Origin of the sequence: Bacillus chungangensis (assembly GCF_030812995.1) — a bacterium.
GTDB classification, from domain to species: domain Bacteria; phylum Bacillota; class Bacilli; order Bacillales; family Bacillaceae_C; genus Bacillus_CF; species Bacillus_CF chungangensis.
The window spans coordinates 95,935-113,035 of the sequence record NZ_JAUSTT010000002.1 but is presented as its reverse complement, the minus strand read 5'-3'; the positions used below and the strand labels follow the sequence as shown (position 1 = coordinate 113,035).

19 protein-coding genes and 1 pseudogene are annotated in these 17,101 nt (G+C 35.2%); 7 read left to right on the top strand and 13 right to left on the bottom strand.

Going from position 1 to position 17,101, the window contains the following annotated elements; translation table 11 throughout:
• Positions 1-28 precede the first annotated feature (28 nt).
• From J2S08_RS02485 to J2S08_RS02450, 10 genes and pseudogenes are all read right to left on the bottom strand, one after another.
• Entirely contained in the window at positions 29-874 is an 846-nt protein-coding gene (locus tag J2S08_RS02485) for a CPBP family intramembrane glutamic endopeptidase (RefSeq protein WP_307226341.1), read from the bottom strand.
• A gap of 260 nt (positions 875-1,134) precedes the next feature.
• Positions 1,135-1,316, bottom strand: a pseudogene (locus J2S08_RS22365) (hypothetical protein); the annotation flags it as partial.
• A 32-nt stretch (positions 1,317-1,348) separates the two neighbouring features.
• Complete coding sequence (locus J2S08_RS02480) at positions 1,349-2,311, bottom strand: TraB/GumN family protein (protein WP_307226339.1); 963 nt, start codon at positions 2,309-2,311, stop codon at positions 1,349-1,351.
• Between the two features lie 142 nt (positions 2,312-2,453).
• Positions 2,454-3,275, bottom strand: coding sequence for a CPBP family intramembrane glutamic endopeptidase (locus tag J2S08_RS02475; protein WP_307226337.1), 822 nt, complete (start codon positions 3,273-3,275; stop codon positions 2,454-2,456).
• Between the two features lie 329 nt (positions 3,276-3,604).
• Positions 3,605-3,841: an ABC-2 transporter permease gene (locus J2S08_RS22360; RefSeq protein ID WP_370875618.1), complete on the bottom strand. Its 237-nt coding sequence runs from the start codon at positions 3,839-3,841 to the stop codon at positions 3,605-3,607.
• Positions 3,842-3,978: 137 nt separating this feature from the next.
• Positions 3,979-4,836 carry a CPBP family intramembrane glutamic endopeptidase gene (locus J2S08_RS02470; protein ID WP_307226335.1) on the bottom strand — a complete coding sequence of 286 codons (858 nt, stop codon included), beginning with the start codon at positions 4,834-4,836 and terminating at the stop codon, positions 3,979-3,981.
• 218 nt (positions 4,837-5,054) lie between these two features.
• Positions 5,055-5,696 carry an ABC-2 transporter permease gene (locus tag J2S08_RS02465; protein WP_307226333.1) on the bottom strand — a complete coding sequence of 214 codons (642 nt, stop codon included), beginning with the start codon at positions 5,694-5,696 and terminating at the stop codon, positions 5,055-5,057.
• Between the two features lies 1 nt (position 5,697).
• On the bottom strand, positions 5,698-6,561 hold the full coding sequence (locus tag J2S08_RS02460; RefSeq protein WP_307226331.1) for an ABC transporter ATP-binding protein: 864 nt from the start codon (positions 6,559-6,561) through the stop codon (positions 5,698-5,700).
• Between the two features lie 2 nt (positions 6,562-6,563).
• Positions 6,564-6,938: a GntR family transcriptional regulator gene (locus J2S08_RS02455; RefSeq protein WP_307226329.1), complete on the bottom strand. Its 375-nt coding sequence runs from the start codon at positions 6,936-6,938 to the stop codon at positions 6,564-6,566.
• 610 nt (positions 6,939-7,548) lie between these two features.
• On the bottom strand, positions 7,549-8,406 hold the full coding sequence (locus J2S08_RS02450; protein ID WP_307226327.1) for a DegV family protein: 858 nt from the start codon (positions 8,404-8,406) through the stop codon (positions 7,549-7,551).
• An 88-nt stretch (positions 8,407-8,494) separates the two neighbouring features.
• Between J2S08_RS02450 and J2S08_RS02445 the strand changes: the two genes are divergently transcribed.
• Complete coding sequence (locus tag J2S08_RS02445) at positions 8,495-9,349, top strand: YitT family protein (RefSeq protein ID WP_307226326.1); 855 nt, start codon at positions 8,495-8,497, stop codon at positions 9,347-9,349.
• 58 nt (positions 9,350-9,407) lie between these two features.
• On the opposite strand, the gene J2S08_RS02440 is transcribed toward J2S08_RS02445, so the two are convergent.
• Positions 9,408-9,551 (bottom strand): hypothetical protein, encoded by a 144-nt coding sequence (locus tag J2S08_RS02440; RefSeq protein WP_307226324.1) that lies wholly within the window; start codon positions 9,549-9,551, stop codon positions 9,408-9,410.
• 506 nt (positions 9,552-10,057) lie between these two features.
• Between J2S08_RS02440 and J2S08_RS02435 the strand changes: the two genes are divergently transcribed.
• The 5 genes from J2S08_RS02435 (at position 10,058) to J2S08_RS02415 (ending at position 14,466) form a co-directional block, all read left to right on the top strand.
• Complete coding sequence (locus J2S08_RS02435; protein ID WP_307226322.1) at positions 10,058-11,125, top strand: Rap family tetratricopeptide repeat protein; 1,068 nt, start codon at positions 10,058-10,060, stop codon at positions 11,123-11,125.
• Positions 11,122-11,274, top strand: coding sequence for a hypothetical protein (locus tag J2S08_RS02430; RefSeq protein WP_307226320.1), 153 nt, complete (start codon positions 11,122-11,124; stop codon positions 11,272-11,274). The genes J2S08_RS02435 and J2S08_RS02430 overlap by 4 nt, the downstream gene beginning before the upstream one ends.
• A gap of 502 nt (positions 11,275-11,776) precedes the next feature.
• Positions 11,777-12,049 carry a hypothetical protein gene (locus J2S08_RS02425; protein WP_307226318.1) on the top strand — a complete coding sequence of 91 codons (273 nt, stop codon included), beginning with the start codon at positions 11,777-11,779 and terminating at the stop codon, positions 12,047-12,049.
• A 322-nt stretch (positions 12,050-12,371) separates the two neighbouring features.
• Positions 12,372-12,836: a hypothetical protein gene (locus J2S08_RS02420; protein ID WP_307226316.1), complete on the top strand. Its 465-nt coding sequence runs from the start codon at positions 12,372-12,374 to the stop codon at positions 12,834-12,836.
• Positions 12,837-13,863: 1,027 nt separating this feature from the next.
• Positions 13,864-14,466 carry a CPBP family intramembrane glutamic endopeptidase gene (locus J2S08_RS02415; RefSeq protein ID WP_307226314.1) on the top strand — a complete coding sequence of 201 codons (603 nt, stop codon included), beginning with the start codon at positions 13,864-13,866 and terminating at the stop codon, positions 14,464-14,466.
• A 147-nt stretch (positions 14,467-14,613) separates the two neighbouring features.
• On the opposite strand, the gene J2S08_RS02410 is transcribed toward J2S08_RS02415, so the two are convergent.
• A complete protein-coding gene (locus tag J2S08_RS02410) occupies positions 14,614-15,426 on the bottom strand; it encodes a Cof-type HAD-IIB family hydrolase (RefSeq protein WP_307226312.1) in 813 nt (270 codons plus the stop codon).
• A gap of 340 nt (positions 15,427-15,766) precedes the next feature.
• Here J2S08_RS02410 and J2S08_RS02405 point away from each other — a divergent pair, with 340 nt between their 5' ends.
• A complete protein-coding gene (locus J2S08_RS02405; RefSeq protein ID WP_307226310.1) occupies positions 15,767-16,075 on the top strand; it encodes a metal-sulfur cluster assembly factor in 309 nt (102 codons plus the stop codon).
• A 101-nt stretch (positions 16,076-16,176) separates the two neighbouring features.
• Here J2S08_RS02405 and J2S08_RS02400 read toward each other — a convergent pair whose 3' ends face one another.
• Positions 16,177-17,004: an undecaprenyl-diphosphate phosphatase gene (locus J2S08_RS02400; protein WP_307226307.1), complete on the bottom strand. Its 828-nt coding sequence runs from the start codon at positions 17,002-17,004 to the stop codon at positions 16,177-16,179.
• Between the last annotated feature and the right edge of the window lie 97 nt (positions 17,005-17,101).

Below are 17,101 nucleotides of genomic sequence, written 5' to 3'. Positions count from 1 at the left end.
AAAAGTGATCCATGGAGTCGTATTGTCATTATGCTCTTTTCCATATAAAACGCTTTGCACCTAATATAAAGAGTGATACAATGATGCCGCCAATTACAATCATGTAGAAAGAGATAAATCCTCCACCAGCTCCAAGCAATAAGTCGTGGTAGTTTAAAATTGCTGGATATTCATTTGATAAGACAAACCTGTTAATTTCTAAGAAGGCCAGGTGAAAACCGATCGTCGTCCAGAGGCTTCCAGTCCAGAGACGAAGCAACTGCAAACATATCCCAAAGCATAGAAGTAATATAATATAACCCAGGGAGACGCTTTCAATAGTAAGTCCAACAATCACCGCCATCAGGACATTTGCTATCGGGAAACAGACAAATAACAGTGTTTGAAATAATACCGCTAGCCAAGTGGAGAATCGATGACGTAAGACATCATACAGCATACCCCGAAATGCTAATTCCTCCGGCAAAGCTTCAAACAAAAAGGCAATGAACGAGTTTATAAGCAGCGCAGCAAACCAATGATCAGGGGGATGCCATTGTTCAATGACGATCCATCCTTGAGAAGTCGCGATCATAAAACCTAACGAAGCGAGTACAATGGCCAGAAGCACTCCTGTTATAAAGTGATAGCCACTTTTCCATGAATAGACCGGCTTTTTCGGTTTTACACCAGTCAGCCGATAGACATGCTGATACAAATACAAAATAGGTGGAATCACCAGCCCACTCATCACGAGCCCCATAATTAACTTTCGAACGTTGTTAGGTACGCCGAATTGTTGTTCAGCAATCGTGCCAGAAAGACCACCAAGGAACAAACCGACGGTTATTGTAACCCATCCGGCGAGTAGAAGAAGTATCCATTTTCGTTTCATATATATTTCCTCCCTCTATAAATATTGATATATCAACGGTTTGAGCCGTTTCAAGAGTGTCAAATTTTTCGACACGTTGACTAGCAGTATTTTTAAAATATGTTAAGCTCCTTATAGTAGGTTTAGAAGTGTCAAAGGAAAAAAATCGCTGTTGCGATTGCAGATGAAGGAAGAAATGAGCCAAGGTTTCATGGAAGATGACCCCTGTTCAATACAGAAATCATCTTCTTGGTGTAATATAGTCTTTTTTAAAATGTCCTTTACAAGGGGTACACTTTATCATTTTGTAGGTCTTTTCTACTGGTTATCCTTATTTCCTTCCGATTTTTCTTGAAAAGCTTCGATAAAACTTCGTAAACAATCGATACAATGATTAATGTTAACAAGGTCGAACTTGCTAAACTCCAATAACCGAAATGGCGAGGCCTTTCGAAATTAATCCATTATCTAAACAGGTAGTCCTTTTTGTAACATCTAATAGATTCTTTCAACAGTATAGCCTTTTTCTTCGAGATAATGTTGAACTCCTGGTTCAGTGATAAAGTGGAATGCTCCGATAAGAGCAAGGTAAGTTTTATCAGTATCTTCCTGTAAAAGAGAATCAATGATATCAGCATTATCAGAATTGCGACGGAATAAAAAAACATCGTCATACTCTTCACCGTAAGTTGTCATATTCCAATATTTAATAAATGTTTCTTCATCTCCAGCTAACCAAACATCGACCAAATCATCTATAGGAAATTCAGGTACGTCCATATCACTTTGATCAATGGTATCTTTTAATCTCTCTACTTGTAACTCCATCGACATACTATCTAGAGCAAGCAGGCTAACTATGAACCCTTCTAATTCCTTTATTTCTTTTCCATCCTCTGCAGCACGTTCAAGGTAATGATAGTCAACGCCACCTTCAAGTGTAGCTTTACTGTCTTTTGATAAAAGAACTTGTTGATTTAACAAATCAGTGATATACCAAGGTTTAAAATGATTAATCATTTCGCCAGTCAGCCCTTGAGGCTCTAGTATCTTTATCAAGTCTTCAAATATTTCTTCACCCAAAAGCTCTGATAAAGTCAAACCATCCTCTAAGGTAAATAGTTCCATTGCTTCTTCTTCACTGAGACCTGCTGATGGGTCAGCGTGTGGCCAATCTATCTCTGGAAGTAACACATCTGCTTCATCATAGGCTGCTTCGAGGTATGGATTTAATGGATACATATCTTCATAAGCTACATGAATGGTACCTTGTAAATATACAGTCGTATCTCCTTCTTGGACTTTCCATAAAAATCCTCCATTCCCGTTATGAACTTCACTTTCGTGACTTGTTTCTTCCTCTTGGGTACCATTTGTCGCTTCTGTTTCAGTAGTTGTAGCTAGGCTACCACATGCAGTGAGTAATAAGGTTAATGCAATAGAAAATAAAAACTTCATTATGCTTTGCTCCTCTCCATTTTTAAACGTAGTAAATGTCATTTAGGGTGATGTCTAACTGTTACATAACTAAGCCAAATTACTTTGTGGGTCAACAAAAGGTGAAAAAGCGATAGAATCTACAATATCTGTCCTAATATCATTATGCTCTTTTCCGTATAAAACGCTTTGCACGTAATATAAAGAGTGATACAATGATACCGCCAATTACAATCATGCAGTGACCGATAAATACTCCACCAAGTCCAAGCACTGAGTCGTGGTAGGTTACAATTGGCGGAACGCCGTATCCATGTGCCGAGATGACAAACCTGATAATTTCTAAGTATGCTATGTGAAAACCAATCGTCGCCCAGAGACTTCCAGTCCAAAGACGCAGCAACTGCAAACATATCCCAAAGCATAGAATTTGTATAATATACATTCCTGGACCTCCACCATTTGCTATAGCGGACAAGACAAATAACAGTGTTTGAAATAATACCGCTAGCCAAGTGGAGAATCGATGACGTAAGACATCATACAGCATACCCCGAAATGCTAATTCCTCCGGCAAAGCTTCAAACAAAAAGGCAAAGATCGAGTTTATAAGTAGCGCAGTAAACCAATGATCAGGGGTATGCCATTGTTCAATGATGACCCATCCTTGAGCAGTCGCGATCATAAAACCTAATGAAGCGAGTACAATGGCTAGAAGTACCCCTGTTATAAAGTGATAGGCACTTTTCCATGAATAGACCGGCTTTTTCGGTTTTATACCAGTCAGCCGATAGACATGCTGATACAAATACAAAATAGGTGGAACCACCAGCCCACTCATCACGAGCCCCTGAATTAATTTTCGAACGTTTTCAGATACACCGAATTGTTGTTCAGCAATCGTAGCAGAAAGAACACTTAGGAAGAAACCGACGGTGAATGTAACCCATCCGGTGAGTAGAAGAAGTATCCATTTTCGTTTCATATATTATTTCCTCCATATGCGAAAAATGTTTTATTTTACCATCAGCATAAATATTACCGCTAGTAGATTTATAGAAGCTTGCCAACTTAAAATACATACACCTCTTTTGATTATTAAACTAAGGAGGGTATCGGCTTTCCATTTACGATAAACTTTTTATCCTCTAACATTTTAATGGAAACTCTTTTCGTTAGTAGACGGATTATTCAAATAGAAATAGAGATTAAAACGAATAGACAGATTTCATATATTTTATAGCTTTGTTCATAACCAGATTTGTTCTTTTTCGTTTGGTACTTTTTAAACATTCCTTATATTTGAATTTTACTCTAGTTATATTCCTTGTTGCGATGTATCCATACTGCCAAAAAGTAAGAGAGGATAAACAAAAGCACCGACACAATTAACGAAGTAATTACAACAATAGGGCTTCGAAAACTAATACTTGGTACAAACAATGATAAAAGAATTGATATTGAAAACATTAGGACTACGGATAAGCCGGAAGACAGAAATATGATTGGATCGCTTTTTTCTGTTCCAAATTTTAATATAAAAGGATACATAAAAGCTGGTTTGTTTGAGTATTTACTCGTTCTTTAGAGTTTTTTTATAAAAGCTTTAAGATGTCTGTAATGCTTGATTTTAAGGTACAATCATTCACTTTTTAACTGTGAGATAATTAAAAAAATGATCCATGGAGTCATATTGTCATTATCGCTCTTTTCCGTATAAAACGCTTCGTACCTAATATAAAGAGCGATACAATGATACCGCCAATCACAAGCATGGTGAGAGTGATCAATCCACCAGCTCCGAGCACTGATTCGTGGTAGGTTACAATTGGCGGATTATATTCTTCATCTGACCCGATGATGACAAACCTGTTAATTTCTAAGAATGCTATGTGAAAACCAATCGTCGTCCAGAGACTTCCAGTCCAGAGACGAAGCAACTGCAAACATATCCCAAAGCATAGAATTAATATAATATAAGCCAGGGGGACGTTTTCAAAAGTAAGTCCAACTATCCCCGACATCAGGGCCATTGCTATAGGGACACAGACAAATAACAGTGTTTGGAATAATACCGCTAGCCAAGTGGAGAATCGATGACGTAAGACATCATATATCATTCCACGTAAAGCTAATTCCTCCGGCAAAGCTTCAAACAAAAAGGCAATGAGCGAGTTTATAAGCAGCGCAGCGAACCAATGATCAGGGGTATGCCATTGTTCAATGATGATCCATCCTTGAGAAGTCGCGATCATAAAACCTAACGAAGTGAGTACAATTGCCAGAAGCACTCCTGTTATAAAGTGATAGCCACTTTTCCATGAATAGACCGGCTTTTTTGGTTTTACACCAGTCAGCCGATAGACATGCTGATATAAATACAAAATAAGTGGAACCACCAGCCCAGTCGCCACGAGCCCCTGAATTAACTGTCGGTTGTAGCCGAATTGTTGTTCAGCAATCGTGCCAGTCTGCCCACTTAGGAACAAACCGCCGGTTATCGTGATCCATCCAGCGAGTAGAAGAAGTATCCATTTTCGTTTCATATATTATTTCCTCCATATGTAAAAAATATTTTATTTTACCATCGACATAAATATTACCGTTAGTAGATTTATAGAAGCTTGCAAACATTTTTAGCTTGTGGAAGATGCTTCGTGATCATACAATCTTCACATTCATATATTTTATAGCTTTGTTCATAACCAGATTTGTTCTTTTCCGTTTGGTACTTTTTAAACATCACTCATTTTTGAATTTTACTCTAGTCATATTCCTTGTTACGATGTATCCATACTGCTAAAAAGTAAGAGAGGATAAACAAAAGCACCGACACAATTACCGAAGTAATGCAAACAATAGGGCTTCTAAAACTAATACCTGTTACAAACAATGATAAAAGAATTGATATTGAATACATTAGGACTACGGATAAGCAGCCAGACAGAACTATGATTAGATCGCTTTTTTCTGCTCCCATTTTTAATATAAAGGGATACATAAAAGCTGGAGTAGAAATAGATAGTGTTAATCCAAAACAATAACCCAAAATAAGGTCTTTTATATCAACACTACCTTTAAATACAATGAAAACTATTGCTGTTAAAGTGCTAATTAAAATACCTAATGCAATTAGTATAATGAACGACACATATTTTGCATTGATAATCGTTCTTCTTTTGACTGGCAATGTAAGTTCAAATTTATTCCATTTAGAACTTTCATCTATTTGTAGGGATGCTCCCGTGTTCGAAATAAATATAAACAACTGCATACTCATTATCATAGACAAAAAGGAGCTATCACTTATAAAGATGGGTACAAAAACCAGTATTAGTGCCATACAAAAAGAAAGTTTTATATTACCTGACATTGAATATAAATTATTTAGCAGTAGACCTCTCATATTAATCCTTCCCCTTAATAAGTAACAGCATGATTTCATCAATAGTGCCATTGTCAATTATGATGCTATCGTATTTTCGTTCAAAAGCTTTTTTATCCCTTACGAGCACATCTACCTGATATCCTCTTTTTCTATAAGAAAGAATATCTTCTTTATCTAAATGACTAAATTGTTCTGATTTGCAACGAGCAATTCCATATTTGTAAATTAAAGTATCTTTTTTTTCGGTTAAAATAATTTTCCCTTGATGAATGAAGGTAATATAATCAGCCACTTTTTCCAAATCACTAGTGATGTGAGAAGACATTAAAATAGAATGATTTTCGTTTTCTACAAATTCAAGAAATATATCTAAAATTTCTTCTCGTACAACAGGGTCTAATCCAGAAGTTGCTTCGTCTAAAATAAGTAGTTTTGGACTATGTGACAATGCCACAGTAATAGCTAACTTCGTTGTCATTCCACGAGAAAATTGCTTTATTTTTTTATCTAAGGGAATGTCAAGTTTTCTTGTGGTCGCTATAAAAAACTTTTGATTCCAATTTTTATATACCTTTGCCATAACATTTGCAAGTTTTTTAGGAGTTAATGCAGTGGAAAAATTGTTAGCATCAAAAACAACACCGATATCTTCACGAACATCTGTATTGTTGCCATCCATTTCCTGCCCGAGTACTTTAACTGTTCCACTATCTTTTTTTATCGTATTTAAGATGATGCTTATGGTTGTTGTTTTACCCGCTCCGTTTTCACCAACAAACCCCATAATGCAACCTTCAGGAATGCTAAAAGAAACATTGTCTAAATAAAAATCTGAATGAGGATATGTTTTTGAAAGGTTCTCTATTTCTAAACTATAATTCATATCTATTCCTCCTCGTAAAAAATGGAGATCAATTCAATTAACTTTTCTAATTTAATACCACTTATGCGAGCAGTTTCTGCAGCGATCGCTAAATGTTCCTCTATCTTTTTTTGTTGTTCTTCTTGTATAAAATCTCTGTTTTGCGCCGCTACAAAACTACCTCGTCCAACAGTAGTTTCTATGAACCCATCTCGTTGCAAGTCTTCATAAGCCTTTTGAACAGTAATGACACTAACATGAATAGTTCTTGCCAATGAGCGCATAGAGGGAAGAGGGTCGCCTGTCTGCAATTCACCGCTCATAATCATTTCTTTAATTTGGGAAGTTATCTGTTCATAAATGGGTTTACTTGAATTGCTACTAATGATAATCTCCACAAGAGCCCTCCTATTGTAATGTAGTGTACTTATTGAACAAGTACACTATATTACGTTTCGTTGGTTCTGTCAATCCTTTCAGAACAAAGTCGCAGAAAAAATGAACACGCAAACCTCTAAATCCCTATGAGTTTGTCGCTCTTTTAAATGCATATCAATAGACCAATTCTTTCTGACACTCAAAAAGACAAAGATTCTGCCTTACATTCATCAAATGTTCTCCTTTCTAGTTTGCATTAAAACAATAAAAAAGGTCCTTTCTGTTTTCGGGCGAGAAAAAAGACGCTCATTTCTGAACGTCTAAATAAGAGAAAAGGAGTACCATTTTAGCAGCACCCCTTTAAATCTGAATATTCTATTTCCTTGTGTTCCCACAACAGAAACATTGATATCATTTTTAATCATCTTATTTTCGATTTTTTCTCCTTCTCTCGTGAAGACAATATGCTTGAAAAAGTGCTGAAAACAAAGGATTTCTACGGATCTGCTCGTTGTATCAACGTAATGGTCTCGATATGTGTGGTAAAAGCAAACATATGAGTATAAGGATGCGCACCATGTACTTTAAAGACATTCTATGATATGAGAAATAAAAAAATTGATGGAAGCGTCACTTTGTTTTGTTTAGAAAAAAGAGTGCGAGTGTTCCAGGACCAGAATGCGACCCTATAGCAGAACCGATCATATGAATGATGACATTCTTTGTGTGAAATTGTGTTTGTATCATTTTTTTTAGTTCTTCTGCTGCTTCTTGATCGTCTCCATGACTAATGCCAATTGTCTGCTTCTCAAGGTCAACACCGCGATCTTTCATAATATCCAGCATTCTTCTCATTAATTTTTTTCGGCCTCTTATTTTTTCAAGTGGAATCAGCTTTCCTTCTTCCACATGAAGCAGCGGTTTAATTTGCAGAAGTCCTCCGAGAAAGGCAGAAGCCTTCGATAAGCGTCCTCCTCTAGCAAGAAAGTCTAAATCTTCTACTGTAAATAAATGCTCCATATGTTGACAGTACCATTCGCAGTCCTGTACAATATCACTCTTTGAAGCATTCATTTGCAACAGTTCATTTGCTTTTCTGACGACTAAACCATAGCCTAAAGAGGCACATTTAGAATCAATAATCGTTAAATCAAGATCTGGATAATCTTCTTTTACTTGATTGTAGACCATTACAGCTGTTTGGTAGGTGCCTGATAATGCAGAAGAGAAGGCGATGTAGATGCCTTGTTCTTGAGATTTTGCAAGTTCAGTAAATAATTGCTTCATTAACTCTGGAGCAGCCTGAGATGTCTTTGGCATTTTTCCAGCGTGAATTGCTTTGTATACTTCTTCTGGTGCAATAGTTTGTAAATCTTCATAGCTTTTATCATCGATGTGAACATGAAGCGGCAATAAAGTGATATTATTTTCTTGTAAATAGGAAAGTGGCAGGTCGCAGGCACTGTCCACAAATAATTTAATTGTCATATCCTTCACCCTTTAAAAAGTATTGTATGATGTAAGTATACAGTTTTTTACGAGAAACGATAGGATTCATTTAAAATAGGAGGATAACATGAAAGAGAATTTGGTGTTTGAGCATGGGAAAAAAATCATAGTTGTTTTTATTGGTGCATTATTAAATGCGATAGGAATGAACTTGTTTTTAATCCCTGCTAATGTCTATGCAAGTGGTTTTGCCGGCGCTGCACAGTTGTTGGCAAACCTTTTTACTGATTTTACGCCAATGAAGATGTCAACTGGTATTTTGTTAGCTATCCTAAATATTCCTGTTGCTATTTTAGGGTGGAAAAAAGTTGGCCGCTCATTTACTGTCTATAGTATTATTTCCGTTGCACTGATGTCTCTCTTTCTTGAACTGGTTCCAATCGAAGCGCAATCGCCAGATATTATTCTAAATGCCGTATTTGGAGGTGTCATTGCAGCTATTGGCATCGGTATGACCCTTAGGGTTGGAGCATCTACTGGAGGAATGGACATTGTAGCCCTTGTACTTTCGAAAATGAAAGGCCGTTCTGTTGGCACTTATTTTTTTATTATGAATGCTGTTATCATTATAACAGCCGGAGCTGTCTATGGCTGGGAAAAAGCATTATATACGTTAGTAACGCTATATGTTTCTACCCGTGTCATTGATACGATACATACACGTCATCAAAAACATACAGCAATGATTATTACAAAGAAAACCGAAGAATTGAAAAAAGCGATCCACGACAAAATGGTTCGCGGCATCACCGTTGTTCCAGCAAAAGGTGCTTTTTCTAATGAGGAAAAGGAAATGATGATTATCGTATTAACTCGTTATGAATTATACGACCTCGAACGGATTATTAAAGAAATCGATCCGCACGCTTTCACAAATATCGTACAGACAACTGGAATACTAGGATTTTTTCGTAAAGATTAAAAGAAAAAGCAGGACGTCAACTATTTGGTTGGTCCTGCTCTTTAGTTCATACAGCTTGCTACGCACCGCCACGTGAAGAGATTTTCATCTTTTCAATTTTTTTGGCTTCTGCTTTCTGCAGTGTGGAGGATGAAGCAGCATCCAACATATCATTTCCATTTCCTTGCTTTTCGTAGTGCTTGGACTGATTCGTCTTCTTCAAAGGTGATCAGCTTCCTTTTTCGAGAAGTTGAGCAGGGTGCTCTTTTTTTAGTATGCTCTTTTTCATAAGAATCATAAGCAGATGTTTAAAATGTCCGGTAAAAATAACTGTCGAATTTCGGTGTCACTCTGCTGCTCCGGTTCTCACGTATTATATATACGTTCCGATCCTCGCATCTATCGTTCCTAGAATTTCTCGGTTCTTTTTGTCCTCCATTTTAACCTTCGAGAATTACGATTTGAGCGGCTGCAGTAGAACCATTAACGTTAGTTTGCACTAAACAAACGCTTATAAAAGGAATTCAAATCCTATTTACCCCCATTCCAACAAATTAACTTATTAAAACAATCAATTTTACTATCTTTAATTGTAAAAAAAGGACAGTTTATGTCTTTTTTCTCATTGGAAAAAAAGAAATGATTGTTATAATGAGAGTATAATGTAAAATTTACCATAATTGTAACAAAAGCTTAAAATAACTTTGGAAAAGGGTGGTATAATTGGATGTGGGGGTTATAGCAAAAGAAGATATAACGAAACTGCTAAATGATTGGTATGTCGAAATACGTTCACATCATGTTATTAAGGCAAGAAAATTAAAAGAGGAAATTGATAAAAAGATAAATAATATTGAACCAGATCAAGAAATACTTATTTACTATTCTTTGTTAGATTTTCGGTACAAAATCTTAATAGAGGATTTTGAACATCATCTAAACGAAGAATTAGTTATTTCAGAGGATACGAATAAATTTTTACAATATTATTATCATTTTTTTAAATTCATCTATGCTACGGGGATTGGCAATTATAGTAACGCTAAAAAACATTGTGAATATGCTGAGAAATTATTGGAGTCCATTCCAGATGAAGCAGAAAAAGCTGAATTCAACTATAGAGCTTCAGTCTTTTATTACTTAATCGATCAGTGTGTTGAAACAGTAAATTGTGCATTAAAAGCCAAACAATTTTTTTCTAAAAATCCTGGTTATGAAGTGAAGTTAGCTGCTTCTGAAAATATGCTAGGAATGGCCTATACTGCATTAAGAGAGTTTCATCTTGCAGAAAAACACCTTATTGCCTCCATCAACATTCTCCAAGAACTGGATGAAAAATCATTAATTTTAAAAGTTAATTACAATTTAGGATTGTTATATGCAGATCAAAATTTCTCAGAGTTAGCGATTCGATATCTTTCCGAATCATTTGAAGACGAAGAAAAAGATTATAAAACGATGTTCTTATTGGCTCGTGAATATTTTAAAATTGTAAAAAAAGAAGAAGTAACAACATATATTGAAAAAGGATTAAAAGTCTGTAATAAAGAATATATACATCATTTCAACATTCTGAAGGCATTGAATGATCAATTACCAATAGAGCAGCTAGAGGAAATAACAAAAGATGCCATCGAGTATTTTAAAAGTGAAGATTTATGGCATTATGTAAAGAATTATGCAAAGGAACTGGCTATTGGACTTTTTGATAAGGATAATTACAAAAAATCTAGTGGATACTTTATTCTTAGCTACAAAGCAGAGGAAAAATTATTAGAACGGGGGAAATTAAAATGAAAAAATTAAAATTAATGCTAGTAGGATTCGTAGCAATAGGCGCTTTGGTATTTGGAACAGATATAAAAGAGGCTTCTTTTGATACCGCATCCATTCATACGGAAACAAATAATTTCTATGTTGGGTTCAATCATGGAAAATATATATAATTAGTAAGAAAATGACTTCGGTAAACGAAGTCATTTTCTATTTTAGAGATCAATCATTCAGTTTTTTGAATGCAATGAACTAATATACCTAAATCAATAAGATAAAACGTTATATAATGTCGGTTATTGTCTAATAATTAGGTCTAACTTATAATACTTTCTCATTGGAATGTTTGACAGCATGATAATGGGAACATCATAGACTAGCGAAGTATTGGAATGTGTAACAAAGGAGGAGTTTTGGGATGTAGCCTAAAAAATACGTGGTATATTAAATTAATTTTTATCAATTTACATCATTAGAACACGCATAAGAAATAAACAGTATCCATTAGTTTTAGAAGTAGCGCCTTATGTTCATAAGGACAATCAAGGTTTTTTATATATAGACAAAAATATCCCACAAGATGTATATATTCGAAATGAAGTACAACTTTTAGAGAAATCCTTCAAAGAAATTAATAAGAAAGTAGCAAATGGAGAGGCTTTAGTTAATGATGATTTGTCTATAACTGACACTACATTTACTACTTACAGCAAGGGGTATACATCAGAAACTTTTTGGTGGGGTATAAGAGCTACGTATAATAATCAACAAGCTAAAGATGCGATTTCTCAATTACGAAGTGCATCAGTGGATGCAGGACTGATAACAGCTGCCTTATTTTGGATTCCGCAGTTGGGCAGTGTCACAGGTATTACTTCTGCATATCTGGAAAACTTGCAGAAGACATGGAGTCAAAGAATAATGGCAAAGGCGTTATTTTGGATATGACTTGGGCATTAATATATACAGTTAAATCTAGATGAAGTGGGTTTTTAAATGTATAACTTGGTTAGCCTATATTCAGTATTTTTAATGATCGTAACTTTAGTATATTTGTTTATATACTATTCTAAAAAGATTAAATTCTCTAAAATGTATATGATGATATACGCTTTATTATTCTTGCTTTATTGTTTGATGCTGATCGCGCAAAAAAATAAATAATAATGAAGCCCCATTACTTCTGATTACAGAAGCTATGGGGCTTTATCGTTATCGAGAAATCAATCAGTAAAGCCTCTATTTTTTTCAAGGTAAAATGATGTCTTGGATGATGATTTTTACAGTAGTGTTCACCCCAATCCTTGCTTCGGCCGCAGCTGCTAATAATGAACAAGAAAATGTTGCTACATCTGAACAAATAGTAGCGATGGCAAAGGAACTAGCGTACATTTTCACAGAAATTGCAGTTACAGATGAGTCCACTGGACTTTACGTTATTGATGAGCAGGCGTTGAATAATTCACCATATAGTGAAAATGAAAAAGAAGGTATTGTGGCAGTTGTTGAGTATATGAATGATCAGAGTTCATTTACTATCTATAGCAATGCTTTTAAAAGATGCTGGTCTCAGGCCGTTGGGATAGCGGGCGACGCGTTAGATGAATTTTTAGAGTACGTGAAGAACAAACAATGGATTGCAGCAGCAGGAGTTCTAGCACTTGCAGGTATTGCTATTAAACCTATATCTATATTTATTTTTTCTTTAACCTGTGGAGCTACGCCTGTGGAATAAAATACTTACATTGAACTTCATCAGTAACGCTCAGAACAAACTTAAGTATGGATAAAAAAGAAAAGAATCTCTTTTTGCATCTTTAGTAATAATGCTCTAAGGGATTCTTTTCGGTTCTATAATATTTATTCCTAATGGTTCTCTTAGAATAATCAATCAAAATGAGGGAGTTGAGTAATCATTGCTATTAGTATATTAGAAAGCACACATGAAGTTTCTGTATTGCTTCTAGTCCTATGTTCATTTTTTTATTATTGGAAGCTAAGAAAAATTAGACGAGAAAGGAAACTTACCAAAGTTGAATTTACAATGTATTATTTAACTCAAGTTGCATATTTTCTTTGGGCAGGCAGTATAATTCTTATAAAGATGTCAACATAAAGTGAAGTGTTACTTTAGTTATAGAATCGGTACTGCTCTAGAAACTCTTTTGTCAGATGAAACAAGCAATGCTGTAAGATTTCCAATACCAACTTCTTGAACTGTCCGCCACTTAGGTAATGATAAAACATCAAAGGGGAAATGCTATCATGAATTTCAGGAAGATATTTAATATTGGGTATGTAATATATGTGGCTGCTTTAATGATTGTGTACTTTCTGCTACCAGCAGAAAAGATTTTTATAGCTATTATGATATTAACCATCATTTTCGGTGTTTTTAATATTGTTTTAGCTAGTAAGTTCAATCACACAAAAAAATAGGAAAATGTAAAGGACATTCTATAAAAGACTAGGCTGCACAAAGAAGATGATTTCTGTATTGAACAAGGACTTCCTAATAAGGAGTCCTTTAATATTTATAAAAATTAACAAATGATTCACTACTTGCTGTCATTGAGTAATCATCAAGCTTTGTTAAAAATGGCAGCGATGTTTATAGAGAAAAAAGATCGATCATTTTAATATTCTTTCCTTCATTTTTGGTTAAAAATATTTTAAAAACAGATTATTCCGTTATACTTATGAAAAGGAGAGGTTTTGAGAGAAATGATTCATTAGGCTGAGTATTAAAAAGGCGGTGTATAATGAAAGTCAACGTTAAAAAAGTAATTCTATTTATTGGAATCACATTTGGTTTAACTTTGGGGTTCCATATTTTGATTGCTTTTATGAATAATCCACAAAAATTTTTAGGTTTTGCAATGGCGATTCCTTTTCTCTCTGTTGTTTTAGTACAAAAAGTAATTTATAAGGAAAAAATAATCCCAACGCTAGGGGTTTCAATTGGACAATTCCGTTGGTATTTCATTGCAATCATTATACCAGTTTTCCTTTCATTTCACTTGAATTGGACAATGGAACAATTTTTTATCATGATATTGATAGGTCTAACCATCTCAACACTGTCAGCATTAGTAGAAGAAGTTGCCTGGCGTGGTTTCTTACGAACTGAATTGAATAAAATAAGCAGGGTGAAAGCTTATTTTATTACTGCTCTGCTATGGTCTATTTGGCATATTCCAGTAGCTATTTTATATAGATATTCAAATGATATTTTTGTTAACACAACGTTATATTGTGGGCAATTATTTCTTTTTTCTTTTATTATTAGTTGGCTTCGAGATAAATCAAAAAGTGTCATTCCCGCAAGTTTATTTCATGGTATGCTTAATGTGTTTTATTTTTAAAAGCATATAAAACTCCTTAAGAAATGAATGAGTGTCTTTATTTCAATCTTACGTAACAAACTATCGAAAAATAAAACAGGCGGCTTAAACCGCCCGTTTTACTTTTATTTTTTAGGAATTTTCAGATGGAATCATTGGATTATCAGCTTACTTCAGTTTCAACCGCTCTTCAAGAAATACACTAATTCCATCCTCTTCATTTGTTAGCGTCACTTCATTAGCGATATTTTTTAGTTCTTTAATGCCGTTTCCCATGGCAACGCCTATCCCTGCAAATTCAATCATTTCCAAATCATTGTCTTCGTCTCCAAAAGCGATAATGTTCTCTTTAGGAATTTGGTAGTATTCTGCCACTTTTTTAATACCAACCGCTTTATTTAAACCGTGGCGAACAATTTCAATGACATGCCAAGGAGCTGCCCAACGGCGGTGATCTATTACTTCTGCGTGAACATCACTTAAATGGCGGCGTATAGCAGGCACGTGCTCTTCATTTGCATGAATAAGCATAGAGGTAGGATTATCTTCCAAATATTGACGTAAATCACCTGATGTAAATTTCGGCAGACCTATTTTGAATACATCTAGTAGTTTTTCATCATGATAATGGAAGTAAACGTCGTCCATTACTTCGGCGACAATATTATAAAAATCAAATTCCTGGCATGCTTCTACAATATCGCGGGCAACCTTTAAAGATAACGGTTCATGATAAAATCCCCAATCAGAATCAATAGGGTGATGAACAAAAGCGCCGTTAAAATTGACTATCGGTGTATTAAGACTAAGTTCACGATAATACATCTCACTTGCACGATAAGGCCTGCCAGTAGCAATCATGATAATATGGCCAGCCTGTTTCGCTTTCTGCAAGGTAGTTTTTGTTTTCTCTGAAATCTTTTTTTCATCAGTTAATAACGTACCGTCTAAATCTAACGCAATTAAATGTTTCTTTGTCATGTCATCTCTCCTTCTCTGCTTTCAAAACGTCTTAAGAAGTCTATATCTTTATACAATGTGCGAATTCCTTGATGAAAAAATTAAATAATCTTTCTATTGATGATCTTACTAAACTAAAAGCGGATCAAGCAAATGGCATTTGCCAAATAGCTATATATAGGTTCACGTGTGCAAACAGTTGACAACATCTTTATCCTCTTTGGTATGATAAAAGAGAGCAAGTAACTAAGGAACAATAAAAACGAAAGGAATCAGCTGGGGAAGCAACTTCACCAGATTAAATGGGGGCTAAACCCATTCCAATAAACTAAAATATAATAAAAAAGGACGGGATAAACAAATGGATGAAGATTTAAAAGAAAATATTATGGGCGCTTTAGAACAAGTCATTGATCCTGAACTTGGTATAGACATCGTCAACTTGGGACTTGTTTATGATGTAGAGATGGATGAAAATGGAAAAACAGTTGTCACTATGACTTTAACTTCAATGGGCTGTCCTTTAGCTGGCGTGATTGTTGACCAAGTAAATGCTGCTTTAAGTGATATTCCTGAAGTAAAAGAAACAGAAGTGAGCATTGTTTGGAATCCGCCATGGACAAAAGATCGAATGTCTCGTTACGCGAAAATCGCCCTTGGTATTCGGTAAGTGAATAAAAGAGCTTCTATCGAAAGATAATGTCGGTAATGATAATCCCTCCCTTTAAGCTAAATGAAGGGAGGGTGAATGAAAAATCTTCTTTATAGGGCTTATAGCCAATTCAATAATCCGAGTACTAATATACCGACAATAAAACAATAATAAGCAAAATATTTCAAGTTGCCTTTTGCCATAACATTCATGAACCATTTTAAGGAGAAATATGATGCGATAAAAGAGCTAATAAATGCAACCGTATAAGGAATAGCCAGTGTCCCAAGATTTGGATCTTGGAAGATATCCTTAAAGCTTAGTATCATCCCGCCTACACTAACAGGAATATACAAAAGAAAGGAATAGCGAAGAGCAGTTTCCTGTTTCATCCCTCTTGCCATAGAAGCAACAATGGTTGCACCTGATCGGCTAATTCCAGGAATTAAAGCAACGGCTTGGGCGAAACCAACAATGATGGCATCCTTTACACGTAAGTCGCCATCTTGTTTGCGGCCGCGCAAATTTCTAATCATCCATAAAGCGATTCCTGTTACTAATAATGTAATGGCAATTGTCTTAACCGAAGATAAATGCTCGGATATATAATCTCCAAACAAGACGCCAATTACTCCAGCTGGAATAGTTCCGATAACAAGATAAAGGACAAAGTAAAAGTCTTTTTTATCTTCAGGTTCTCGTGTACGGAGGAAACGTATACTGCCATTTGCTAGCCTCATAATATCTAAGCGGTATATAAGAAGGACAGCGAACAAGGACGCTGTATTAACAAGGAGCTCAAAGGTTAGGCCTTCTATTTCTAAGCCCATAAAGTACTGAGCTAATTTTACGTGTCCACTCGAAGAAATCGGGATCGGCTCAGTAAAACCTTGAAGCACCCCTAAAAACAAATATTTTAAAAGTAAATATAAAGATTCAAAATCCATTCACTATAACCTCCAGCTTTTATCCGACATAGTTGTTTTAGAAGTAAAAGGTTGCTAGTAGGAGGCAGGTGTTTTCTCACCTCTCACTATTTTCCTT